Here is a 20,878-nt window from a genome sequence, read left to right as displayed (position 1 = left end):
ATGCCAAATGCCCGCACAATCTGCCATTTCCGTCGCCCCCTCGACCCGCAGCGTCAGCATCGACGTCCGCGATCCGGCCTTTTACAGGAACCCGCTGGCATCTTACGCGAAGCTGCATCAACAATGTCCGGCCTTCTTCTGGGAAGAACAGCAGAAATGGTTTTTCGCCGGCTACGACCAGGTGAACGGCCTGTTGCGAGACCGCCGCTTCGGCCGGCAGATCCTGCATGTCGCGACCCGTGAGGAACTGGGCCTACCCGACCCCAAGCCGCATTTGCAGGATTTCGACCGGCTGGAGGCCTATTCCCTGCTCGAACTCGAACCGCCGGCGCATACGCGGCTTCGAACGCTGGTCAACCGCGCCTTCGTTTCGCGCCAGATCGAGCAGTTGAAGCCGGAAATCGCAGCACTCTCCCATTCCCTCATCGACGGTTTCGAAAAGGACGGCGAGGTCGAGCTTCTCAAGACCTATGCCGAAATCATCCCCGTCACCGTGATCGCCCGCATGCTCGGCGTGCCGGTGGACATGGCGCCCAAGCTGCTCGACTGGTCGCACCGCATGGTGCGGATGTACATGTTCAACCCGACGCTCGAAACCGAACTCGACGCCAACCAGGCGTCTGCCGAATTCAGCGCCTACCTGAAGAGCATCATCGACTGGAAACGCGACAATCCCTCCGACGACCTGCTGACACACATGATCACCTCCGAGAAGGATGGCGAGCGGCTGTCGGACGACGAGCTGATCTCCACGGCCGTCCTTTTGCTCAACGCCGGACACGAGGCGACAGTTCACCAGCTCGGTAACGCCGTGCGCACCCTGCTCGAAACCGGCACGTCCGCCGAAGCGGCGTTCTCCAGCGACGCCGCCACCGAGCGGGCGATCGAGGAATGCATGCGCTACGCGGCCCCGCTGCACATCTTCCAGCGCTACGCGCTTTCCGATATCGAGCTGGACGACGGCATCAGCCTGAAGAAGGGCGACAAGATCGGCCTGCTGCTGGCCGCCGCCAATGTCGATCCGAAGAAATTCTCCGATCCCCTCGCCTTCCGTCCGGACCGCAACGAAGGCGCCCACGTCTCGTTCGGCGCCGGCCTGCATTTCTGCATCGGCGCACCGCTGGCAAGGCTCGAACTGAAACTGTCGCTGCCGATCCTGTTCGAACGGTTGCCGGGGCTGCGGCTCAAGGGCGAGCCCCAGGTGAAGGACAGCTATCATTTCCACGGATTGGAGCGGCTGGAACTGGAGTGGTAACGGTGTTGGCGGATGTATTTCGTCAGATATCTCAGAACACAAACGAGATAATGGTCGTTGCCTTTTTCGTCGCCTATCCGTCGTTGCTGCTGGCGATGATCATTCTGCCGATCATGCCGTACTTCAACCGCCTTTCCTTCTGGATTCTTGCGTTCTCAAATGCGGTTTTCTGCTATTGGCTGGCGTCTGATGCTGCTGATAGCGACGATCGGTTCGGGGTCGGCGTACTGATCGCCTTTGCCGCTATCGTGTTGTTCTTGATATGCTTTGCCCTTGGAGCAACGATCAGCACTTTTCGGAGACGGAAAGAAGCAGCGGCGAACCGCTATGTCGATGTACTGTTCGCGTTCGTTACATCCGTTCCAATACCATTGATAATTTTGTTTCCGCTGGGCATTTTCGCGCGTTGGCCCGGCATTATCGTCTTCGGGCTGCTGATCTGTCTCGCAGTCGCCTTGGTCTGCCTGGCTTTTTTCGCCGTGCCCGGGCTGCGGCAAAGGTCACCGTTTGATCGTTTCGGTTTATCCTGCCTGATGCTCGCAGCAACGCTCACGCTGTCTGTGACCATCGCCTATGTATCTGCCGTCGCTGTTTGGACCGAAGCGGAAAGGGGCGCGGAGGGACACCCTTATTGTCTGCAATCAGGCAACCGGCCGGTCACTACCATGATGGACGCGTCGGTTCTGACTTTTCGTGAGCCGAAATACAGCGGCAGCGGAGTTCGCTTTCTTCGAAACCACGGCCTCCTCATCGTGGATGCGGCGGATGGGCGGCACGTTTTCAACTGGTCTTATCGCAAGACAACGTTCACGTCGGATTCGCTCTATGATTCCCCAAACAGTACCGCTCGGCCGGAGATTTTGTGCACCCCGCAACAACACCCTTAACTCAAACCCGAATGACATAGTCCTTGCGAGTCGTTTCAATCACTTCCCAGGTTCCCTTGAAGCCGGGTCTGAGGATCATGCTGTCGCCGGCCTTCAGATGCGTCTCGGCGCCGCCGTCTTCGATGACGACGGAAACGCCGGACAGGATGTGGAAATACTCCCACTCGTCATAGGCGATCCGCCACTTGCCCGGCGTCGCCTCCCATATGCCGGCATAGATGCCGCCTTCGGCTTCCTCGAAATTCCAGGTGCGAAATTCCGGCGTGCCGGAGATCAGCCGGTCGGGTGCCGGGGCACCCGCTTCAGGTTCGATGGACGTCGGATCGAATGTCAACGCGTAGGTCATGCAGGCTCCGCAAGAAGGAGATGGCCGGAAAACCGGCCATCTTCGGTTGTCTCAGGCTTTCGCCAGCGATTGTTCCAGATCGGCGATGATGTCGGTGATATCCTCGATGCCGACAGACAGGCGAACGACCTCCGGTCCGGCACCGGCTGCCGTCTGCTGTTCCGGCGTCAATTGCCGGTGCGTGGTCGAGGCCGGGTGGATCACCAGCGAGCGCGTATCGCCGATATTGGCGAGGTGCGAGAACATTTCCAAACCTTCGACGAAGCGCTTACCGGCCTCATAGCCGTCCTTCAGGCCGAACGTGAAGACGGCGCCGGCTCCCTTTGAGGAGTATTTCTGCTGAAGCGCGTGATTGGCGTCACCTTCAAGGCCCGCATATTTGACCCAGGCGACCTTGTCATGGGTACTCAGCCATTTGGCAACGGCAAGCGCGTTGTCACAATGGCGCTGCATCCTGAGCGGCAGAGTCTCGATGCCCGTCAGTAGCAGGAAAGCGTTGAACGGAGAAATGGCCGGGCCGAAATCGCGCAAGCCAAGCACACGGCAGGCGATGGCGAAGGCGAAGTTGCCGAAGGTCGCGTGCAGCACCATACCGGCATATTCCGGCCGTGGTTCCGAGAGGATCGGATACTTGCCTGATTTCGACCAGTCGAACGTGCCGCCATCGACCAGAACGCCGCCCATCGAATTGCCATGGCCGCCCATGAATTTGGTCAGCGAATGCACGACGATGTCGGCACCGTGCTCGATCGGGCGGATGAGGTAGGGCGTCGCCATGGTGTTGTCGACGATCAGCGGCAGGCCGTGCTTCTTTGCGACTTCCGAGATCGCCGCGATATCGACGAAGGTGCCGCCGGGATTGGCCAGGCTCTCGATGAAGATTGCCTTGGTGCGGCCGTCGATCTGGCTCTCGAAGGAGGAAATATCCGCCGTATCGACCCAGCGCACCTGCCAGTCGAAGGACTTGAATGCATTGCCGAACTGATTGACGGAACCGCCGTAGAGCTGGCGGGCAGCCAGAAAATTGTCGCCGGGGCTCATGATGGCATGGAACACCAGCAGCTGCGCCGCATGACCGGAGGCAACGGCCAGCGCCGCCGTGCCGCCTTCGAGCGCTGCGACGCGTTCTTCAAGCACAGCCTGCGTCGGGTTCATGATGCGGGTGTAGATGTTGCCGAAAGCCTGCAGACCGAACAGCGAGGCGGCGTGATCGGCATCGTTGAAGACAAAGCTCGTCGTCTGGTAGATCGGCGTTGCCCGCGCGCCGGTAGTCGGGTCTGGTGCTGCGCCAGCGTGGATGGCGAGCGTGTTGAAACCTGGATTGTTCTTCATCGGCGTGTCCTCCCTTGATCAAGTTCGGCGCACTATTTCAGAGGCGGCACGTTCCGGTCAAAGACTGTTTTGCCCGATTTGCACGCCGAACGAGCAAGGAATTCCAAACCGGATTTCGGCGAGGAGAAGGCTCAGCCGACCAGCCGCGGATATTCGATCGCCGGGCATCGATCCATCACCACCTGGATGCCATTCTCCTCGGCCTTTGCCGCCGCTTCGTCATCGCGGACCGACAATTGCCCCCAGATGACTTTCGGGCGGACTTTCAGCGCAAGAATTTCATCAATGAGCGCCGGAAGCGCGTCCGCTGCGCGAAACACATCGACCATGTCGATCGGCTCGGGGATATCGGCGAGCCGGGCATAGACCGTCCGGCCCTGGATTTCCTTGCCCGCCTGGCCCGGATTGACCGGGAAAACCATGTAGCCCTTGCGCAAGAGGAACGCCATCACCCGGTGGCTCGGCCGCTCGGTATTGGGCGATGCGCCGACCAGGGCTATGGTTTTCGTCGCGCGCAGAATATCGGACAGATAGTAGTCGGGATACACGTCATGATTCATCGTCGAATTCCGCGCTGCACAATCGTTGTGGGGATAATTGGGACAGCTCTCCCCTCTGTCAACCGATCACATGTGGGTTCGCGCCTGATTTCTTGAGCGATGTGGATCGTAGCGCGTGGCAAAAATTGGCCTTTTGCGTCAAATCAAGTTGCTTTTCGCGATAGTGCCCTGCAAAACCCAACTATTCCGCCGTTTTCCTCGCATTCCCTGAAGGTTTCCCGTGCCTCTTGACGTCATCGCTCTCGTTTTATTCGGGGCGCTCCTGCATGCGACCTGGAACGCGCTGGTCAAGGCGGGGTCGGAGAAATCGCTGGATGCCGCGATGGTCGCGCTCGGTGCCGCGGTCGTTGCCCTGCCCTTCCTGCCGTTCATGCCGCTGCCGCATCCGGATGCCTGGCCGTTCATCCTGGTCTCGGCGCTTTTCCAGTTCGCCTATTTCCAGCTTGTCGCCGCCGCCTACCGCGCTGGCGATATCGGCCTCGTCTATCCGCTGATGCGCGGCGTCGCGCCGCTGCTGGTGGCGGCGACCAGCGGCGCGATCATCGGCGAGAATCTTTCCAGTGGTGCTATCGCCGGCGTCTTGACGATCTCGACCGGCGTGCTGACGCTTGCTTTCGAGGCGCGCAAGGGCGGCAAGCGCGCGATCCTGCTGGCGCTGGCCAATGCCGTGGTGATCGCCAGCTACACCTATGTCGACGGCATCGGCGCGCGGCTGGCGCTCAATCCCATCTCCTACACACTCTGGATGGCGCTTTTGCCGCCGGTGCTGCTGTTTTCATGGGCCTTCGCTAAGCGCGGCATCGCTCCGGTTCTCTTTCACGTCCGCCATCAATGGTGGCGCGGCCTGATCGGCGGCGGCGGCTCGATCGGCGCCTATGGCTTGGCGCTCTGGGCGATGACGAAAGCGCCGGTTGCGACTGTTGCAGCGCTGCGCGAAACGTCGATCCTGTTTGCCATCGTCATTTCCATCGTCTTCCTCAAGGAACGCGTCAGCATCTTCCGCATCGCGGCCGCCTGCCTGATCGCGCTTGGGGCGCTGATGCTGAAGCTGGCTTGAACGCTGTTTCAGCGATTTTCAGGCGGCCGATTTCGCAGGAAGAACTTCCGTTTTGATCCGATCACCGTTTTGCCGCGCCGCAACGGCAAGATCATAGGTAGCCTGAAGTCCCAGCCAGAACTGAGGATCATTTCCAAAGAACTGACCGAGCCTCAAAGCGGTGTCGGCGGAAATCGCACGCTTTCCATTCAGGATCTCGGAAACACGGCCGGAGTTTATGCGCAGCGCCAGTGCCAGTGCGTTGCCCGTCATGCCGCGTGTATCCAGTTCTTCCCTGAGCATTGCGCCCGGATGAATTTCAAACATCGCATTCTCCTTCAATGGTAGTCCACGATTTCAACGTCATAAGCGTGTCCGTCTTCAAATCGAAAACACAGCCGCCAAGGTCCGTTGATGGTCATGGCCCATTGTGTCTTCCGATCTCCCGACAACTTATGCAGACCAACCGATTTCAATGGCGCCAAATCATCGAGTGAACGGGCGTTGTGCAACATCACCAGCCGCATTTTTGCCTTTTCGGAATCCAGTCCGGAAAATTTCGATTTTCCGCTTTCCGTAAATTGCCGCGTCGCGCTGTTGGCAATCGATTTGATCATCCGCGAAACATACTACGCTGTGCGTAATACGTCTATCGTACAACGTTGAACGTTACTCCGCCTTCCACTCCGGCGTCCGCTTACCCAGAACCGCATCGATGCCCTCTTTCGCATCGGACTTGAGCATGTTCTCCACCATCACGCCCGTGGCGAAATCATAGGCTTCCGTGATGCTCATCTCCGCCTGACCATAGAACGCCCGCTTGCCGATCCGTAGCGCCTGCGGCGATTTCGAGGCGATGACGGCGGCGTATTTGTTGACCACCTGTTGCAGATACTGTTTCGGCACGATGCGGTTGACGAGGCCGAAATCCTTGGCTGTCGATGCGTCGATGGTTTCACCCGTGAGCAGCATCTCCATGGCCTGCTTGGGGTGCGCCGCGCGCGACACGGCGACCATCGGCGTCGAGCAGAACAGGCCGATATTGACGCCGGGGGTGCAGAAGGTCGAGCTGTCCGTGCAGATCGCCAGATCGCAGCTCGCCACCAGCTGCAAGCCCGCCGCCGTCGCCAGCCCGTCGATCTCGGCGATGACCGGTTGCGGCAGCCGGTTGAGCTTCAGCATGAGATCGGCACAGAGCCGCACGGATTTTTCGAAGAAAGCTCGCCCTTGATCGTCGTCGGCGCGATGCGTCGTCAATTCCTTCAGGTCGTGGCCGGCGGAGAACAGCGCGCCGGAAGCAGCCAGGATCACAACCCGGATGTCATCGGACTTGGCAACGGCATCGAGTTCACCGGCTAGCGCTTCCATTACCGCAATCGACAGCGTGTTAGCCGGCGGGTTGTTCAAGGTCAGCCGCAGAACATTGCCGGAGACCTCGCGCAGCACCAGGCCGCGGGGTTCTTCCTTGTGCAGGGGAACGATGTCCGCCATGTTTTTCTCCTTTGTCTGATCTCGCGGCTTGTCCGGATCAGCGCTTGGTACGCCGCGGCAACCGCCGTTTCAAGCACGGGCGGTAGAGTTTAAGACTTTCTTCCAGCTTGCCCTGGCCGCCCGCCGGTCTGTAAAGCAGGCCTCTATTTTGGGAGTGAACCATGCCTCTGGAGCCGATCCTCACCATCGAAGACCTCAACCGCTTCCTCGAAACGGATTTTTCCGAGGTGCATACCGACGGCAAGATCTTCGAGGTCATCGCCACCGGCCCAGGCTTTGCCACCATGCGGCTCGATCCGCAGGAAAAGCACCTGCGCCCCGGCGGCACCGTTTCCGGGCCGACACTGTTCGCGCTCGCCGACGTCACGGCCTATATTACCCTGCTTGCCCATATCGGCCCCGTGGCGCTCGCCGTCACCACCAATCTCAACATCAATTTCCTGCGGAAACCGAAGCTCGGGCCCCTGCAATGCACCTGCCGTATCCTGAAACTCGGCAAGCGGCTGGCGGTTCTCGATGCGGCAATCTCAGAGATTGGTGCCCGAGAACTGGTCGCCCACGCGACTGCGACCTATTCGATTCCACCGCGATAATTTGTGGTATATAAATACCTCATATCTAACCATATGTTTTATATGGGTATTTTTTCAAACCATCAAAAACGGTGATCTTGACGGCATTTCATCCCTTGCGTATAAGCCGCACCAGATCGCGGTCCCTTGGGGCCGCTTTCATTTTTGGCTGACTTTCGGGTCCGTCAATTCAAGCAACAAGAAACGCCCGGCGGCAACGCATCGGGTTCAAACGAAAGAGTTTTAACATGTCAACCTTCGTTCAGAAGCCTGCAGAGGTGGAGAAGAAGTGGATCCTCATCGACGCCGAAGGCCTCGTTGTTGGTCGCGTCGCTTCCATCATCGCCAACATCCTGCGCGGCAAGAATAAAGTCACCTACACCCCTCACGTTGACGATGGTGACAATGTCATCGTGATCAACGCCGAGAAGGCTGTCCTCACCGGCAAGAAGTACACCGACAAGAAGTACTACTGGCACACCGGTTACCCGGGCGGCATCAAGGAGCGCACCGCGCGCCAGATCATCGAAGGCCGCTTCCCGGAGCGCGTTCTCGAGAAGGCTGTCGAGCGCATGGTTCCCCGTGGTCCGCTTGGCCGTCGCCAGATGAAGAACCTGCGCGTTTACGCCGGCACCAATCATCCGCATGAAGCACAGCAGCCGACCGTCCTCGACGTCGCCGCGCTGAACAGCAAGAACACAAGGAGCGCCTAATCGTGGCTGATCTCTCTTCTCTGAAAGACCTCGGCACGGCGACTGAAGCAACCGCTTCGGCTCCGGTTCATGTCCGCAAGGTCGACGCCCAGGGCCGCTCCTATGCGACCGGCAAGCGCAAGAACGCCGTAGCCCGCGTCTGGGTCAAGCCGGGTTCCGGCAAGATCACCGTCAACGGCCGCGAATTCGCTACCTACTTCGCGCGTCCGGTTCTGCAGATGATCCTGCGCCAGCCGATCTTCGCTGCTGCCCGCGACGGCCAGTTCGATATCGATGCAACTGTTGCAGGCGGCGGTCTTTCCGGCCAGGCCGGTGCCGTTCGTCACGGCATCTCGAAGGCTCTCACCTACTTCGAACCGGGCCTGCGTCCGGTCCTGAAGAAGGGTGGCTTCCTGACCCGTGACTCGCGCGTCGTCGAGCGTAAGAAGTACGGCAAGGCCAAGGCCCGCCGTTCGTTCCAGTTCTCGAAGCGTTAATCGTTTCGAAAATTTCGATTTGGAGAAGGCGGGCTTTGTCCCGCCTTTTTCTATGCACTGATGTCAGATCGGCAGTTCCGTCGAGAACTTGAGCTCGCGCAGCACGAAGCTCGACACCACCGTGCGCACATGCGGATTGCGCATCAGGTAGCGCGTCATGAACGCCTCGTAGCTTTCGACATCGCTCGCCCGGATTTTCAGCATGTAATCGAACGCGCCGGAGAGTGCGTAGCACTCCATGATCTCCGGCCGCTCCAGCACCACCGAGGCAAAGGACGCCACCGCTTCCTCGTGGTGATCTTCCAGCGTCACATGCGCGATGACACAAAGCTTGAGATCGAGTTTTCCCGGATCGAGCAGCGTCACGCGCTTGCGGATGACGCCATCCGCCTCCAGCTCCTGGATCTTCCGCCAGGCCGAACTTTGCGACATGCCGGCTTTCTCCGCCAGTTCCGCCAGCGACAGGCTGCCATCGGCCTGAACCAGTTGCAGCAGCTTGCGGTGAAAACTCCCGGATTCTTTCATATTTCCTGCGTCCCTCGAAAATTCTTGCCAAGATTATGGCGATAGACAGCAGGAAAGAAAGGAAAATCCACCGTTTTTGGAGCATAATTGCACAGACGTCGCAGTGCCCGGGAGGATCTGAGCATGACCAAGGAAAGCAGCTACACCGCTAAACTGCCCGGCCCAGACGGGCTCTATGCCTACACAGCCGAGGAAGATACGATCTGGGGCGAACTCTACGAGCGCCAGATGAAGCTTCTGGCAAACATGGCCTGCCGCGAATATCTGGATGGCGTCAAGATGCTTGGCCTCAAGCCGGACAAGGTTCCGCAGCTCGCCGACGTCGACCGTCGCCTGCATGAAACCACCGGATTCGGGGTCGAAGGCGTCCCCGCCCTTATTCCGCCATCACGCTTCTACGAGCTTCTGTCGCAGGGCAAATTTCCGCTCGCCACCTTCCTGCGCCGCCGCGAGCATATCGACTATATCGAGGAGCCCGACCTGTTCCATGAGGTGTTTGGCCACTGCCCGCTGCTCACCAACCAGAGCTACGCCAATTTCGTCCGGCATTTCGGCGAAACCGCCGTCAGCCTCGGCAAGGGCTATTCCTGGCACCTGTTCCGCATCTTCTGGTTCACAGTCGAATTCGGCCTGATCAACACGCCGCAGGGCCGCCGCTGCTTTGGCGCCGGCATCGTCTCCTCGCCGAGCGAGGCAAAAGCCGCGATGGACGGCACTGCCTGTGAGTTCCGGCCGTTCGATCTCCTGAGCGTGCTGAGGACACCCTACCGGATCGATATCGTTCAGCCGATCTACTATGTCATCGACAGCTTCGCCGACCTCGAAGCGATCGTCCAGCAGGACATCGAAGGCCTGATATTGAAGGCGAAATCGCTGGGTGACTTTGCGCCCACGTTCGAAGCCAAGGCCTCGTGAAAGACGGATTATCCGGCGGCGGCCACAATCGGGGTCTTGCCTTCCATCGGCCGATTGTCCAACGTCTCGCCACGCAACGGACGAGACGGATCATGGCCAACAAGACGATAGACCACGCGATCACCGCCACATCGCTGAAAAGTGCTGCGACCGACCCGACCCATGCCGGCGTCCTGTCGTTCATGCGGCGGAAATACACCAAGAGCCTGAAGGGCGTTGATGCCGTCGTCTGGGGTATACCCTTCGACGCGGCGACGTCCAATCGTCCCGGCGCGCGTTTCGGGCCGCAGGCGATCCGCCGGGCGTCGGCCATATTCGACAACGATCCGCAGTACCCGTTCGAACGCGACCTGTTTGCCGACATGGCGACGATCGACTATGGTGACTGCCTGCTCGACTACGGCAATCACGGCAAGACGCCGGCGACCATCGAACGCGAAGCGACAAAAATCCTAAAGAGCGGCGCCTTCCTGCTCAGCCTTGGCGGCGATCATTTCGTCACGCTGCCGCTGCTGCGCGCCCATGCCGCCGTTCATGGTCCCCTCGCCCTCGTCCATTTCGATGCGCATCAGGACACCTGGGCCGACGAGAAAGGCCGCATCGACCACGGCTCCTTCCTTGGTCGTGCCGCCCGCGAAGGACTGATCGATACCGCAAGCTCGATCCAGCTCGGCATCCGCACCCATGCGCCCGACGATTGCGGCATCCGCATTCTCTACGGTTACGATATCGAGGAGATGAGCGCCGGCGAGATCGCCGACGTCATCCTCCACCATGTCGGCGACCGCCCGGCCTATCTCACCTTCGATATCGACTGCCTCGACCCGGCCTATGCGCCGGGCACCGGTACGCCGGTTTCCGGCGGCCCGTCCTCGGCGAAGATCCTGTCGGTGATCCGCAAGCTGGGGGCGCTGGTCATCAAGGGGGCCGATGTCGTCGAGGTTGCCCCGGCCTACGACCATGCCGATATCACCGCCATTGCGGCCTCCACCATCGCGATGTATATGCTCGGCCTTCATGCCGAACAGCTGGCGGAACGACGTGGGTAGTGGCCCGCGCGAGCCTGTTGTCAAACTGATTCAATTTCATGCCAAAGTGATTCCGTAAACACGGCTAATCATCTGGCAGGACAGGATAAAACCATGAAACCGAAGATCTTCATCGATGGCGAACACGGCACCACGGGGCTGCAGATCCGCAGCCGCATGGCTGGTCGTTCGGATGTGGAACTCTTGTCCATTCCGGAAGCGGAACGCCGCAACGCCGCCATTCGCGAAGACCTTTTGAACAGCGCCGACGTCGCCATCCTCTGCCTGCCCGACGATGCCTCCAAACAGGCCGTCGCCATGCTGGAAGGCAACAACAAGGTGCGCATCATCGACACTTCGACGGCGCACCGCATCGCGCCGGACTGGGCCTATGGTTTCGCAGAAATGGATACCGCGCAGGCCGGAAAAATCCGTGACGCCCGCCTCGTCGCCAATCCCGGCTGCTACCCGACTGGCGCCATCGGCCTGATCCGCCCGTTGCGCCAGGCCGGCATCCTGCCGGAACACTATCCGGTCACGGTCAATGCGGTCTCCGGCTATACCGGCGGCGGCAAGCAGATGATCGCGCAGATGGAAGACCCGGAAAATCCGGACCATATCGATTCGCCGAACTTCCTCTACGGCCTGACGCTCAAGCACAAACACGTACCGGAAATGCAGACGCATGGCCTGCTCGATCGCGCGCCGATCTTTTCCCCCTCGGTCGGCCGTTTCCCGCAGGGCATGATCGTCCAGGTGCCGCTGTTCCTTGATCAGCTAAACGACGGCGCAACGCTCGAAACTATTCACGCAGCCCTCGCCGCCCACTATGCCGGCCAGTCGATCGTCGAGGTCGTTTCCCGCGAAGAAAGCGCGAAAATGGCCCGTATCGATGCCGTCGAACTCGCCGGCAAGGACACGATGAAACTGTATGTCTTCGGATCCGACGGCGGCGGACAGGTCAATCTCGTCGCCCTGCTCGACAATCTCGGCAAGGGTGCCTCGGGAGCGGCGGTCCAGAACATGGATCTGATGCTTTCGGCTTAAGACTCCCCAAGGGGCGGCTTTTCGCCGTCCCGCCACCCGACCGCGATGGCGGAAAGGCACCGACCTGACATGGGCGATACCGGTTTCTTCGCGACCCTTCTTGCAAGGGTCGCAGCCTCGTTGCCCGAACACGGCCTCTACCCGCTGCTGGTCTGCACCTTCATCGCCGGCATGGCGCGCGGCTTTTCCGGATTCGGTGCGGCGCTCATCCTGATCCCGATCGGTGGCTCGATCGTTGGCCCGAAGATCATTTCGCCCGTCCTCCTGGTGATCGACACGATCGCGTCAGCGGGAATGTTGCCCGCCGCATGGCGTGCCGCCAACCGGCGCGAGGTATTCACCATGGCGTCCGGCGCATTGATCGGCGTGCCGCTCGGCACGGCGGCGCTGGCGCTTGCCGATCCGCTCATCCTGCGCTGGGCGATCACCATCGTCGCGGCATGTCTGCTGATCCTGCTGGTCTCCGGCTGGCGCTATCACGGCCAGCCGCGTGCGCCACTGACGGCCGGTGTCGGCGGCATTGCTGGGGTTTTCAGCGGTGCTGCGCAACTCGGCGGCCCGCCGGTCGTCGCCTACTGGCTGAGCGGCGCCAGCGACGTTCTGGTCATCCGCTCCAACTTGATGCTCTATTTCGTGATTTCCTCGGCGCTGACAGCGGTCAGCTATCTCGTCGGCGGCCTGTTCGTCGAACAGGTCTTCGCCCTTACGCTCATCATCCTTCCGCTCTACGCCGGAGGACTTTACGTCGGCTCTCGCCTGTTCGGCCTCGCCAAACCATCGACGTTCCGGACCATCTGCTACGTCCTGATCGGCGCAGCTGCCGTCCTCGGCATGCCTGCGCTCGACACGCTTTTGCGCTGATCAGTCCCGCACCTCGATCGCCAGCGGCCGCGGATATTCGCCTGCAAAAGCCCGCCAATGGGCAACGGCGAAACCGAGTACGATCAAGGCGCCGCCCTGATGCGCCACGCCCCAGCCGACCGGCACCTGCAGCAGCAGCGTGGTGATGCCGATCATCGCCTGGATCGTCACCAGCACGAAGAGCAGGACTGACCGCCGCGCGTGCGTCGTGTCCGGCGCGCTGCGCAGCGAGGCGATCATGTGCATCAGCACGAAGGCGAACAGCACATAGGCGCCAATCCGGTGAATGAACTGCACGGTCTTCGGGTTCTCGAAAACGTTGATCCAGGCCGGCTGCTGGATGAACAGATCGCCTGGCACCAGCGAACCGTCCATCAGCGGCCAGGTGTTGTAGCTCAAGCCCGCATCGAGGCCGGCGACCAGCGCGCCGAGATAGATCTGGAACAGCGCCATGCAGGCGACGATCGCTGCCATCTTCTTCGAGCTTTTCGTCGGCGCCGGATCATCCGCATGCGGTGCCAGACCGCGGCCGATCCAGATGCAGGAGACGAAGATCAGACAGGCGATGACGAGATGGGTGGCAAGCCGGTACTGGCTGACCTCGGTGCGGTCGGCGAGACCGGACGAGACCATCCACCAGCCGATAAAGCCCTGAAAACCGCCCAGCGCCAAAAGGCCGACCAGCGGCAGTTTCAAGCGCGGCTCGATCTGCCCCCTGATCCAGAAGAAAGCCAGCGGCAGGGCGAAGACCAGCCCGATCGAGCGGGCCAGCAGCCGGTGCGCCCACTCCCACCAGAAGATTGTCTTGAACCCCTCGACGGTCATGTCGCTGTTGAGCAGTTCATATTGCGGGATCTGCTTGTAGAGATCGAACTCCTCCTGCCATTCGGCGGCGGTCAGCGGCGGAATGACACCATGGATCGGCTTCCATTGCGTAATCGACAGGCCGGATTCGGTCAGCCGCGTCGCCCCCCCGACCAGCACCAGCGCAAACAACGCCAGCACGACCACACCCAGCCAGATCCTGATCCGCGTGCGATTGCGGCTGACGACGTCGATCTCCCGCAGAAGCCGCTGTTGCGTTGCCAAATCCGTGCTTGCCATCTGAGGACTCCACTGTCGAAAGGCATGGCCCTGGCCCGCAGAAGGCGATTTGTCATTGGGTACATGCATCAAAGCCGTTGATTTGCACCAGAGCGCTGTGCAAAACAAGGCTTACCCCTTTGCGGCATGCCGTCGCGGCCAGATGCCGGGCGCCCTTGCCAACCGGAAAGACCTGAATGCCCGCACGCCTCAGAAAACTGATCGGCACGATCCTGATCGTCATCCTCGTCATCGTCTATGCGCTGGCGGCCACCACCTTTGCCTCGCTGCTGCTCGGCGCGGCCCCCTGGTGGGTGCATCTGCTCTACTTCTTCTTCACCGGCCTGCTGTGGGTGCTGCCTGCCATGCTGATCATCAAGTGGATGGAAAAGCCTGCCAAGCCGCGCTGACCCAAGGAAAATATCATGAAAATCGCAGTGATCGCCGATATCCACGGCAATGATCTGGCGCTCGAAGCCGTACTCGCCGACATCGGCGCACACGGTATCGACGATGTGGTCAATCTCGGCGATCATCTGAGCGGCCCGCTGAATGCTGCCCGGACGGCCGATATCCTGATGTCGCGCAATTTCCCGTCGATCCGGGGCAACCACGACCGCTGGCTGATCACCAAGGAACCGGCCGACATGGGCCGCTGGGATCGCGCCGCCCACGACGAACTGCAGCCGCACCATCTCGACTGGCTGCGCACCCTGCCCCCGACGCTCGTTCACCGGCAGGAGCTCTTTCTCTGCCACGGCACGCCGCAGGACGATCTCATCTACTGGCTGGAAGACCTGACAAACGAAGGCGTGGTGCATATGTCGGCCCGCCAGCGGATCGAGGGCTTCGCCGCCGGCATCGACCACCCCGTCATCCTCTGCGGCCATACCCATATTCCGCGCGCCGTGCACCTTGCCGATGGCCGGTTGATCGTCAATCCCGGCAGCGTCGGTTGCCCCGGCTATGACGATGACGAACCGGTGTTCCACAAGGTGGAAACCGGCTCGCCCGATGCCTCCTACGCCATTCTGTCGAAGGCGGACGGCCGCTGGGACGTGACCTTCCGGCGCGTATCCTACGATCACATGGCGATGTCGCGGCTTGCCGGCGCGCGCGGAAATAGGGAATGGGCCAATGCACTCGCCAGCGGCTGGGTTGGCGACTGACGGGGCCTGCCCATCGGACCTTTAGCCATTTGGTAACCGCATTTTTTAAAAGCAGGGACAACCGTTCCGTGGCCCGTCCAATTTAAATGAAAATAAGGACATGCTTGCGTTAGATGGGACGTCACCCAGTTCCCGGAACAGCAAGCGATCATGACGGACGTGGACTTCAACATGATGCCCGTTAGCGAGGCTCGCCGCCGCGTCTGGCATGCCCGTCGCGACAAGGCGCAGGATATTGCCGCCGCAACAGACCTGAAGCTCTCCGTCCATGTCAGCATGCAGGCGCTGGAAGCCGATTGGCGCGCGCTGGAAGCCTCCTCCGCCGCATCCCTGCATCAAGGCTTCGACTGGTGCGCCGCCTGGGCCAAGACCCATCCCAACCAGCTGCTGCTCGTGCGCGGCAGCATCGGCCAGAAAACGGTCTTCATCCTGCCGCTCGAACTGGTTCGCGGCCGGTTCTTCCGCACGGCGCGGTTCATCGGCTCGCCGCACAGCAATCTCAATACCGGGCTTTTCGCCGCCGATTTCGATCCTCTCACCTGCGAACAGTTGGGCGCGTCGCTGATCGCCGATCTATCGGCGAAACTGTCGCGTGTCGCCGATATCGTCACGCTGGAGAAAATGCCCTTCGACTGGCATGGGACCTGCCATCCCCTCGCCTCGCTCCCGGCGGTTCGCAACCAGAATTCGTCCTTCCAGCTGCCGCTTCTTGCAAGCTTCGAAGCGACGCTGGCCCAGATCAATGCCAAACGGCGGCGCAAGAAATTTCGTGTTTCGGAAAAGCGGCTGGAAGCGCTCGGCGGCTATGAACACGTTGTAGCCACAACACGCCGGGACCGGCGGCAGATCCTTGACCTCTTCTTCGAGCAGAAAGCCATCCGCTTCAAGGCGCTCGGCCTGCCCAACGTTTTCCAGGACAGGGAGACGCAGGCCTTCTTCCATACGCTGGCGGCCGTGGAACCGACGGCGGAAGGTCAGCCGCTGGAACTCAACGCAATCCGTTTGCGCGGAGAACAGAACGGCCGCATCGTCGCCATCGCCGGGCTGTCGCGCAAGGGCGACCACGTCATCTGCCAGTTCGGATCGATCGACGAGGAAATGGCCGCCGACGCCAGCCCGGGCGAACTGCTCTTCTATCTGATGATCCGCAAATGCAATGCCGAAGGGGTAACGTTGTTCGATTTCGGTATCGGCGACCAAGCTTACAAGCGCTCCTGGTGCACGGTCGAGACCGTCCAGCGCGATATCGTCCTGCCATTGACGCTGCGCGGACGTCTGGCGGCCGGGGCCCACCGCACGGCGGTCCGGATGAAGGTCTGGATCAAGAAGAACAGGAAGGCCTATGCCTTTCTCCAGCGCCTGCGCCAGCAACGGCAGACGCCCGACGCAGCGGCCGTCCCGGATACCGACGGCGACTGAAACAATCGCCGATTGTCACGCCGCGCGGCGGCCGGAATTTCCAGGCTGCGGATAACCCGTTCCCGTCATCAGCACGATTTCACCGAAACCGGCCTCACCGAAACCGGTGATCAGTTCGATGATTTCTTCATTGCCGACTGCCGGAGCGGAGATGATGATCTGCGTATCCTTCGACCGCGTCACCTTTCGGATCGCATTGACATCGGCCGGGCCGCACTCGATCAGCACCGTATCATAGGCGTTCGACAGGGCATCGATGATCATCTGCAGGCGTTCGATGCCGCGCATGGCAAGCACCGGATCGGCGTCGCCCTGCGGGATGATATGGGCGTCGGACAGACGGTCGGCATGGATCGTTTCGGTGAAGGGAACTTCGCCGACGAGCAGATTGGTGATGCCGGCAAGATCGGTCGACTGCGCCATCAGGCGTGTCGGGCAGGCCGAGCCGGTCAGGTCGATCAGGACAATCTTGCGTCCCTCCTCGGCAACCAGTCGCGTCAGCGCTACCGCATTCACCGAGCCGTCATCGCCGGCCGGCGATACGGAGATCGCCACGCGAACATCGTCCTCGCAAAGATGGTCGGCGACGGATTCGATCGAAAAATCATCCTCCTGCGGATCAGCGTCATCGGACGGCGCCGTTTCGGCAACGACGGGTTCGCGAACGGCAACAGGCACTGGCTGGACAGCCTCTGGCTGAGACACGACCTTCCGCGCCGACGGCGCTTCCTGCACCTGCTCTTCTTCAAAGGCCTGCTCTTCCCTCCGTCCCACCGGACGCAGGGCGCGGCCGCTGAACAATTCGGAAAGCATGATTATCACGCAGCTGACAAGGAAGCTGGCAACGGCGGCGACGATGGTGATCGGCAGCACCTTGGGGAAACTGACCTCGGTCGGCTCGACCGCCTGGGATATGATCCGGGCGTCGGCGGGTGCCGCATTTTCGCCGCTGCGCGAGGTCGCCTCGCGGTAGCGCGCCAGATAGGTTTCGAGCAACTGCCGCTGCGCGGTCGCTTCCCGCTCCAGCGCCCGCAGGCCGACCTCGTCCTCGCCGGCCTTGGCGGATGTCGCCTTCAGCGTGTTGAGCTGGGCCACCAGCTGCCGCTCGCGCAACTGCGAGACGTTCGCCTCGTTTTCCAGGCTGCCGAGGATCTTCTTCGTTTCGCTGATGATCTGCGCGCGAATGCCCTGCAGCTGCGACTTCAATCCCTTCAGGCGCGGATGCCCGTCCAAAAGGGTGGTCGAAAGATCGGCGATCTGCCCCTGGATATTGGATTCGGTTTCCTTGAGGCGCTGGATCATCGGCGAGGCGACGACATCGTTCAGCGTATCGACGGCCCGGCCGCTGGCAAGCGCCGTGCGGACGTTTTCGGCCCGCGCCTCGGCATTGGCCCGTTCGCCCCGCACGCGGGCAAGCTCGGTGGAAATATCGTTCAGCTGCTTGGTCGCAAACGTACCGCCGGTTTCACCGGTGAGCAGCAGGTCGGAAGACGACCGGTAATTGGCAACCTTCTCCTCGGCGTCGCGCACCTTTTCGCGCAGATTGGCAATCTCCGGCTCCAGCCAGCGGCTGGCCTCCGAATTGGAATCGAGCTTGGCGCCGCTTTGCAGCGACTGGAAGACCTTGGCCATCGCATTGGGGATGGCGGCTGCCAGCTGCGGATCCTCCGAGGTGAATTGCATCGCAATCACCCGCGATTTCTCGACCTGATAGACCTGCAGCTTCTTTTCGAACTCCTTCAGAACGCGCTCTTCCGGCGGCAGGTCGAGCGGGTTCTTCTTGATGCCCAGCATGACAAGCACGTCGGAGATCGCCGACGGGTTTGCCGTCGGGTCGAATTCCGGCAGTTCATAGAGCTTCATTTCACGGGCGACCTGCTTGATCAGGTCGGCCGAGCGCAGGACCTGTACCTGGCTGGAAATGCCGGACTCGTCGAACTGGCTGTCACCTGTCTGCGGCTGCCCCTGGTTTGCACCGCTGAATTCGGCCTGACGCGATTCGATCAGAATGCGGGCTTCCCCCTGGTATTCAGGAGACATGAGGTTCGCGCCGACAAAGGCGAGGCCCGCGAAAGCGACGGTCGCCATCAGCACCCTGCCCCGCCGGCGCCAGATGGCGCGGAAAAGCCCGCCGAGATCGATATCTACATCCTGATGACCGTCGTTGACGCTCGACATGCGCTTTACCTCGAACCTGCACAACTTCGCGTCACCGTAAACAAACATGGTAACGCAAGGGTTAATGCGGTGAAGAGCCCAGGAATAGCGTACGATGACGATTGTATGAAAGCATAAACATACCGCTCAACGCGAATTTCTTCGCCGCCTTTACCGGCTATTAACCCTAACGGATTGATAACATCAGGCCATGACATGGTTTCTGGAGCGCGAGAGCCCGATGACATCCGCACGATTGAAAACAGGCCCTGCCTTGGCCGCACTCTCTCTGTGCCTTGCAATTTCAGGGTGCAGCAGCTATCAGCCCGCGCCCAAGGCATTCCACGAGGCAACGATCCAGCCCTACCGGGTGGACAGCGGCGACAAGCTGCGCATCAGCGTCTTCGAGCAGGCAGGCCTGACTGGCAGCTACACGGTTGACCAGGCAGGCTACGTCGCCTTCCCGCTGATCGGCGCCGTGCCGTCGCGCGGACATACCCTGCCCGAAATGGAAAAGATGATCGCCAGCAAGCTGCGTGAAGGCTACCTGCGCGATCCGGACGTGACGATCGAGGTCGATCGTTACCGCTCCGTCTTCATCATGGGTGAGGTCGGCCAGGCCGGGCAGTATTCCTATGTTCCAGGCATGACCGTGCAGAACGCCATCGCAGTCGCCGGCGGTTACTCGCCGCGTGCAAATCAAGCAAATGTCGATGTCACCCGCAAGATCAACGGGCGCATCCTGACCGGCCGCGTTTCCATCTCCGACCCGATCATGGCCGGCGACACCATCTACGTTCGCGAGCGGCTGTTCTGACAGCCATGCCGGATTCCCCGCCGCTGCGCATCATCCATTGTTTCAGGTCGCCCATCGGTGGAATTTTCCGCCATGTGCGCGATCTGGCCGAAGCGCATGCCAGGCAGGGCCACGAAGTCGGCATCGTCTGCGACAGCACCACGGGCGGCAGCTACGAAGACGCTCTTTTCGACGAGATAAGGCCGTTTCTGGCGCTCGGTCTCGTTCGCCTGCCGATCCGCCGGTCCATCGGCCCCACCGATCTGGCGGCCCTCTGGAGCAGTTACAAGGAAATCAGAAGTTTGCAGCCGGATATCCTGCACGGTCACGGCGCCAAGGGTGGCGTTCTGGCCCGGATCATCGGCTCAGCCTTGCGGGTGAACAGGTATTGCGTTGCCCGCCTTTATTCGCCGCATGGCGGCAGCCTGCACTACGACAGCAAGACACTAACCGGAAAAACGGTGTTCCTCCTTGAGCGCCTGCAGGAATATCTGACGGACGCAATCGTCTTCGTCTGCGATTTCGAGCGCCGGACCTACGAGGCCAAGGTCGGCAAGCCGCGACCCTATAGCGAATTGATCTACAACGGCATCGATGATCGCGATTTCGAAACCGTCTACGCCCGTCCGGATGCCGTGGACTTCCTCTATATCGGCATGCTGCGCGATCTGAAGGGGCCTGACCTTTTCATCGATGCCTTCGCCAAAACCGAGCGGATCATCGGCAAACCCCTGTCGGCGATGATGATCGGTGACGGACCGCAGAGGCAGGAATACGAGCAGATGATGCTGGAACGCGGCCTTGGCCGCCGCATCGAAATGCTGCCCGCGATGAAGGCACGCGATGCGTTCGCCTTCACCCGCAATGTCGTCGTACCCTCGCGCGCCGAATCCATGCCCTATATCGTCCTCGAGGCGCTTGCCGCCCGCAAGCCGGTGATCGCTTCCAGGGTCGGCGGCATCCCGGAGGTTCTCGGCGCCGAAAGTGCCGCGCTCGCCACGCCGGACGACGCGCAGGCGCTCGCGGCGGTCATGACGGCGGCGGCGACCGAGCCCGACTGGGCAGCCAAGGTTATGCCGGAAGCCGAAGCGTTCAAGGCGGCTTTCTCGACATCGACAATGGCTGGCAGCATCATGCGGCTCTACCGCCAGCTCGTGCCGGAATCGTCCGTATTACAGAAGGTCGCGCCCAAGCACTCTTAGGCGTTTCT

At 61.0% G+C, this 20,878-nt stretch carries 24 protein-coding genes; 15 read left to right on the top strand and 9 right to left on the bottom strand.

Annotation, left to right across the window (positions count from 1 at the left end; translation table 11 throughout):
* The first annotated feature begins 7 nt into the window (after window positions 1-7).
* Together J2Z75_RS21660 and J2Z75_RS21655 are read left to right on the top strand one after the other, a co-directional pair.
* The gene (locus tag J2Z75_RS21660) at window positions 8-1,255 is read left to right on the top strand and encodes a cytochrome P450 (protein WP_209854856.1); all 1,248 of its coding nucleotides are present in this window, start codon (window positions 8-10) and stop codon (window positions 1,253-1,255) included.
* A 5-nt stretch (window positions 1,256-1,260) separates the two neighbouring features.
* Window positions 1,261-2,142: a hypothetical protein gene (locus tag J2Z75_RS21655; protein ID WP_209854855.1), complete on the top strand. Its 882-nt coding sequence runs from the start codon at window positions 1,261-1,263 to the stop codon at window positions 2,140-2,142.
* Window position 2,143: 1 nt separating this feature from the next.
* Here the strand turns inward: J2Z75_RS21655 and J2Z75_RS21650 are convergent, their stop codons facing one another.
* From J2Z75_RS21650 to J2Z75_RS21640, 3 genes are all read right to left on the bottom strand, one after another.
* A complete protein-coding gene (locus tag J2Z75_RS21650; protein WP_209854854.1) occupies window positions 2,144-2,488 on the bottom strand; it encodes a cupin domain-containing protein in 345 nt (114 codons plus the stop codon).
* A 51-nt stretch (window positions 2,489-2,539) separates the two neighbouring features.
* Window positions 2,540-3,820 carry an O-acetylhomoserine aminocarboxypropyltransferase gene (locus tag J2Z75_RS21645; RefSeq protein ID WP_209854853.1) on the bottom strand — a complete coding sequence of 427 codons (1,281 nt, stop codon included), beginning with the start codon at window positions 3,818-3,820 and terminating at the stop codon, window positions 2,540-2,542.
* 131 nt (window positions 3,821-3,951) lie between these two features.
* Entirely contained in the window at window positions 3,952-4,380 is a 429-nt protein-coding gene (locus J2Z75_RS21640; RefSeq protein ID WP_209854852.1) for a CoA-binding protein, read from the bottom strand.
* Between the two features lie 220 nt (window positions 4,381-4,600).
* Between J2Z75_RS21640 and J2Z75_RS21635 the strand changes: the two genes are divergently transcribed.
* Entirely contained in the window at window positions 4,601-5,437 is an 837-nt protein-coding gene (locus tag J2Z75_RS21635) for an EamA family transporter (RefSeq protein WP_209854851.1), read from the top strand.
* 18 nt (window positions 5,438-5,455) lie between these two features.
* On the opposite strand, the gene J2Z75_RS21630 is transcribed toward J2Z75_RS21635, so the two are convergent.
* Genes J2Z75_RS21630 through J2Z75_RS21620 form a run of 3 tightly spaced genes read right to left on the bottom strand, consistent with a single transcriptional unit; the run spans window position 5,456 to window position 6,907 of the window.
* Window positions 5,456-5,758 carry a HigA family addiction module antitoxin gene (locus J2Z75_RS21630; RefSeq protein ID WP_234937486.1) on the bottom strand — a complete coding sequence of 101 codons (303 nt, stop codon included), beginning with the start codon at window positions 5,756-5,758 and terminating at the stop codon, window positions 5,456-5,458.
* Window positions 5,755-6,033, bottom strand: coding sequence for a type II toxin-antitoxin system RelE/ParE family toxin (locus J2Z75_RS21625; protein WP_209854850.1), 279 nt, complete (start codon window positions 6,031-6,033; stop codon window positions 5,755-5,757). The genes J2Z75_RS21630 and J2Z75_RS21625 overlap by 4 nt, the downstream gene beginning before the upstream one ends.
* Window positions 6,034-6,085: 52 nt before the next feature.
* Window positions 6,086-6,907, bottom strand: coding sequence for an enoyl-CoA hydratase (locus tag J2Z75_RS21620; RefSeq protein ID WP_209854849.1), 822 nt, complete (start codon window positions 6,905-6,907; stop codon window positions 6,086-6,088).
* A gap of 161 nt (window positions 6,908-7,068) precedes the next feature.
* On the opposite strand from J2Z75_RS21620, the gene J2Z75_RS21615 reads away from it, so the two are divergent.
* The 3 genes from J2Z75_RS21615 to rpsI all read left to right on the top strand — a co-directional run bounded on the left by J2Z75_RS21615 (window position 7,069) and on the right by rpsI (window position 8,668).
* A complete protein-coding gene (locus J2Z75_RS21615; protein ID WP_209854848.1) occupies window positions 7,069-7,500 on the top strand; it encodes a PaaI family thioesterase in 432 nt (143 codons plus the stop codon).
* 227 nt (window positions 7,501-7,727) lie between these two features.
* Window positions 7,728-8,192, top strand: a complete 465-nt coding sequence (gene rplM / locus J2Z75_RS21610; protein WP_209854847.1) for a 50S ribosomal protein L13 — start codon at window positions 7,728-7,730, stop codon at window positions 8,190-8,192.
* A 2-nt stretch (window positions 8,193-8,194) separates the two neighbouring features.
* Window positions 8,195-8,668, top strand: coding sequence for a 30S ribosomal protein S9 (gene rpsI, locus J2Z75_RS21605; protein ID WP_209854846.1), 474 nt, complete (start codon window positions 8,195-8,197; stop codon window positions 8,666-8,668).
* A gap of 63 nt (window positions 8,669-8,731) precedes the next feature.
* Here the strand turns inward: rpsI and J2Z75_RS21600 are convergent, their stop codons facing one another.
* Entirely contained in the window at window positions 8,732-9,193 is a 462-nt protein-coding gene (locus J2Z75_RS21600) for an Lrp/AsnC family transcriptional regulator (RefSeq protein WP_209854845.1), read from the bottom strand.
* Between the two features lie 123 nt (window positions 9,194-9,316).
* Between J2Z75_RS21600 and J2Z75_RS21595 the strand changes: the two genes are divergently transcribed.
* The 4 genes from J2Z75_RS21595 to J2Z75_RS21580 all read left to right on the top strand — a co-directional run bounded on the left by J2Z75_RS21595 (window position 9,317) and on the right by J2Z75_RS21580 (window position 13,044).
* On the top strand, window positions 9,317-10,108 hold the full coding sequence (locus J2Z75_RS21595) for a phenylalanine 4-monooxygenase (RefSeq protein ID WP_209854844.1): 792 nt from the start codon (window positions 9,317-9,319) through the stop codon (window positions 10,106-10,108).
* A gap of 92 nt (window positions 10,109-10,200) precedes the next feature.
* Entirely contained in the window at window positions 10,201-11,157 is a 957-nt protein-coding gene (speB, locus tag J2Z75_RS21590; protein WP_209854843.1) for an agmatinase, read from the top strand.
* A gap of 93 nt (window positions 11,158-11,250) precedes the next feature.
* Entirely contained in the window at window positions 11,251-12,183 is a 933-nt protein-coding gene (gene argC / locus J2Z75_RS21585; RefSeq protein WP_209854842.1) for an N-acetyl-gamma-glutamyl-phosphate reductase, read from the top strand.
* A 69-nt stretch (window positions 12,184-12,252) separates the two neighbouring features.
* Window positions 12,253-13,044, top strand: coding sequence for a sulfite exporter TauE/SafE family protein (locus J2Z75_RS21580; RefSeq protein ID WP_209854841.1), 792 nt, complete (start codon window positions 12,253-12,255; stop codon window positions 13,042-13,044).
* Here the strand turns inward: J2Z75_RS21580 and J2Z75_RS21575 are convergent, their stop codons facing one another.
* The gene (locus tag J2Z75_RS21575) at window positions 13,045-14,148 is read right to left on the bottom strand and encodes a COX15/CtaA family protein (protein WP_209854840.1); all 1,104 of its coding nucleotides are present in this window, start codon (window positions 14,146-14,148) and stop codon (window positions 13,045-13,047) included.
* Between the two features lie 176 nt (window positions 14,149-14,324).
* On the opposite strand from J2Z75_RS21575, the gene J2Z75_RS21570 reads away from it, so the two are divergent.
* The 3 genes from J2Z75_RS21570 (at window position 14,325) to J2Z75_RS21560 (ending at window position 16,715) form a co-directional block, all read left to right on the top strand.
* Window positions 14,325-14,537, top strand: a complete 213-nt coding sequence (locus J2Z75_RS21570) for a DUF2842 domain-containing protein (RefSeq protein ID WP_209854839.1) — start codon at window positions 14,325-14,327, stop codon at window positions 14,535-14,537.
* Between the two features lie 15 nt (window positions 14,538-14,552).
* Window positions 14,553-15,296 carry a metallophosphoesterase family protein gene (locus J2Z75_RS21565; RefSeq protein ID WP_209854838.1) on the top strand — a complete coding sequence of 248 codons (744 nt, stop codon included), beginning with the start codon at window positions 14,553-14,555 and terminating at the stop codon, window positions 15,294-15,296.
* A gap of 147 nt (window positions 15,297-15,443) precedes the next feature.
* Window positions 15,444-16,715 (top strand): GNAT family N-acetyltransferase, encoded by a 1,272-nt coding sequence (locus J2Z75_RS21560; RefSeq protein ID WP_209854954.1) that lies wholly within the window; start codon window positions 15,444-15,446, stop codon window positions 16,713-16,715.
* A 15-nt stretch (window positions 16,716-16,730) separates the two neighbouring features.
* Here J2Z75_RS21560 and J2Z75_RS21555 read toward each other — a convergent pair whose 3' ends face one another.
* Window positions 16,731-18,893, bottom strand: a complete 2,163-nt coding sequence (locus J2Z75_RS21555) for a GumC family protein (protein WP_209854837.1) — start codon at window positions 18,891-18,893, stop codon at window positions 16,731-16,733.
* 220 nt (window positions 18,894-19,113) lie between these two features.
* Here J2Z75_RS21555 and J2Z75_RS21550 point away from each other — a divergent pair, with 220 nt between their 5' ends.
* Window positions 19,114-19,689, top strand: coding sequence for a polysaccharide biosynthesis/export family protein (locus J2Z75_RS21550; protein WP_209854953.1), 576 nt, complete (start codon window positions 19,114-19,116; stop codon window positions 19,687-19,689).
* A 5-nt stretch (window positions 19,690-19,694) separates the two neighbouring features.
* On the top strand, window positions 19,695-20,870 hold the full coding sequence (locus J2Z75_RS21545) for a glycosyltransferase family 4 protein (RefSeq protein ID WP_209854836.1): 1,176 nt from the start codon (window positions 19,695-19,697) through the stop codon (window positions 20,868-20,870).
* Window positions 20,871-20,878: the final 8 nt, after the last annotated feature.

The organism is Rhizobium herbae (assembly GCF_017873135.1).
Taxonomy (GTDB): domain Bacteria; phylum Pseudomonadota; class Alphaproteobacteria; order Rhizobiales; family Rhizobiaceae; genus Pararhizobium; species Pararhizobium herbae.
Note: the sequence above shows the minus strand (reverse complement) of the source record. Positions and strands in the feature narration are given on the sequence as shown.

Bases quoted from the DNA above. Each gene is read 5' to 3' on its own strand.
- J2Z75_RS21550 (WP_209854953.1), top strand. From the start codon at position 19,114: ATGACATCCGCACGATTGAAAACAGGCCCTGCCTTGGCCGCACTCTCT.
- J2Z75_RS21645 (WP_209854853.1), bottom strand. From the start codon at position 3,820: ATGAAGAACAATCCAGGTTTCAACACGCTCGCCATCCACGCTGGCGCA.
- rplM (WP_209854847.1), top strand. From the start codon at position 7,728: ATGTCAACCTTCGTTCAGAAGCCTGCAGAGGTGGAGAAGAAGTGGATC.
- J2Z75_RS21620 (WP_209854849.1), bottom strand. From the start codon at position 6,907: ATGGCGGACATCGTTCCCCTGCACAAGGAAGAACCCCGCGGCCTGGTG.
- argC (WP_209854842.1), top strand. From the start codon at position 11,251: ATGAAACCGAAGATCTTCATCGATGGCGAACACGGCACCACGGGGCTG.
- J2Z75_RS21575 (WP_209854840.1), bottom strand. From the start codon at position 14,148: ATGGCAAGCACGGATTTGGCAACGCAACAGCGGCTTCTGCGGGAGATC.
- J2Z75_RS21600 (WP_209854845.1), bottom strand. From the start codon at position 9,193: ATGAAAGAATCCGGGAGTTTTCACCGCAAGCTGCTGCAACTGGTTCAG.
- J2Z75_RS21555 (WP_209854837.1), bottom strand. From the start codon at position 18,893: ATGTCGAGCGTCAACGACGGTCATCAGGATGTAGATATCGATCTCGGC.
- J2Z75_RS21570 (WP_209854839.1), top strand. From the start codon at position 14,325: ATGCCCGCACGCCTCAGAAAACTGATCGGCACGATCCTGATCGTCATC.
- J2Z75_RS21625 (WP_209854850.1), bottom strand. From the start codon at position 6,033: ATGATCAAATCGATTGCCAACAGCGCGACGCGGCAATTTACGGAAAGC.
- J2Z75_RS21565 (WP_209854838.1), top strand. From the start codon at position 14,553: ATGAAAATCGCAGTGATCGCCGATATCCACGGCAATGATCTGGCGCTC.
- J2Z75_RS21545 (WP_209854836.1), top strand. From the start codon at position 19,695: ATGCCGGATTCCCCGCCGCTGCGCATCATCCATTGTTTCAGGTCGCCC.
- J2Z75_RS21580 (WP_209854841.1), top strand. From the start codon at position 12,253: ATGGGCGATACCGGTTTCTTCGCGACCCTTCTTGCAAGGGTCGCAGCC.
- J2Z75_RS21640 (WP_209854852.1), bottom strand. From the start codon at position 4,380: ATGAATCATGACGTGTATCCCGACTACTATCTGTCCGATATTCTGCGC.
- J2Z75_RS21660 (WP_209854856.1), top strand. From the start codon at position 8: ATGCCCGCACAATCTGCCATTTCCGTCGCCCCCTCGACCCGCAGCGTC.
- J2Z75_RS21650 (WP_209854854.1), bottom strand. From the start codon at position 2,488: ATGACCTACGCGTTGACATTCGATCCGACGTCCATCGAACCTGAAGCG.
- J2Z75_RS21595 (WP_209854844.1), top strand. From the start codon at position 9,317: ATGACCAAGGAAAGCAGCTACACCGCTAAACTGCCCGGCCCAGACGGG.
- J2Z75_RS21615 (WP_209854848.1), top strand. From the start codon at position 7,069: ATGCCTCTGGAGCCGATCCTCACCATCGAAGACCTCAACCGCTTCCTC.
- speB (WP_209854843.1), top strand. From the start codon at position 10,201: ATGGCCAACAAGACGATAGACCACGCGATCACCGCCACATCGCTGAAA.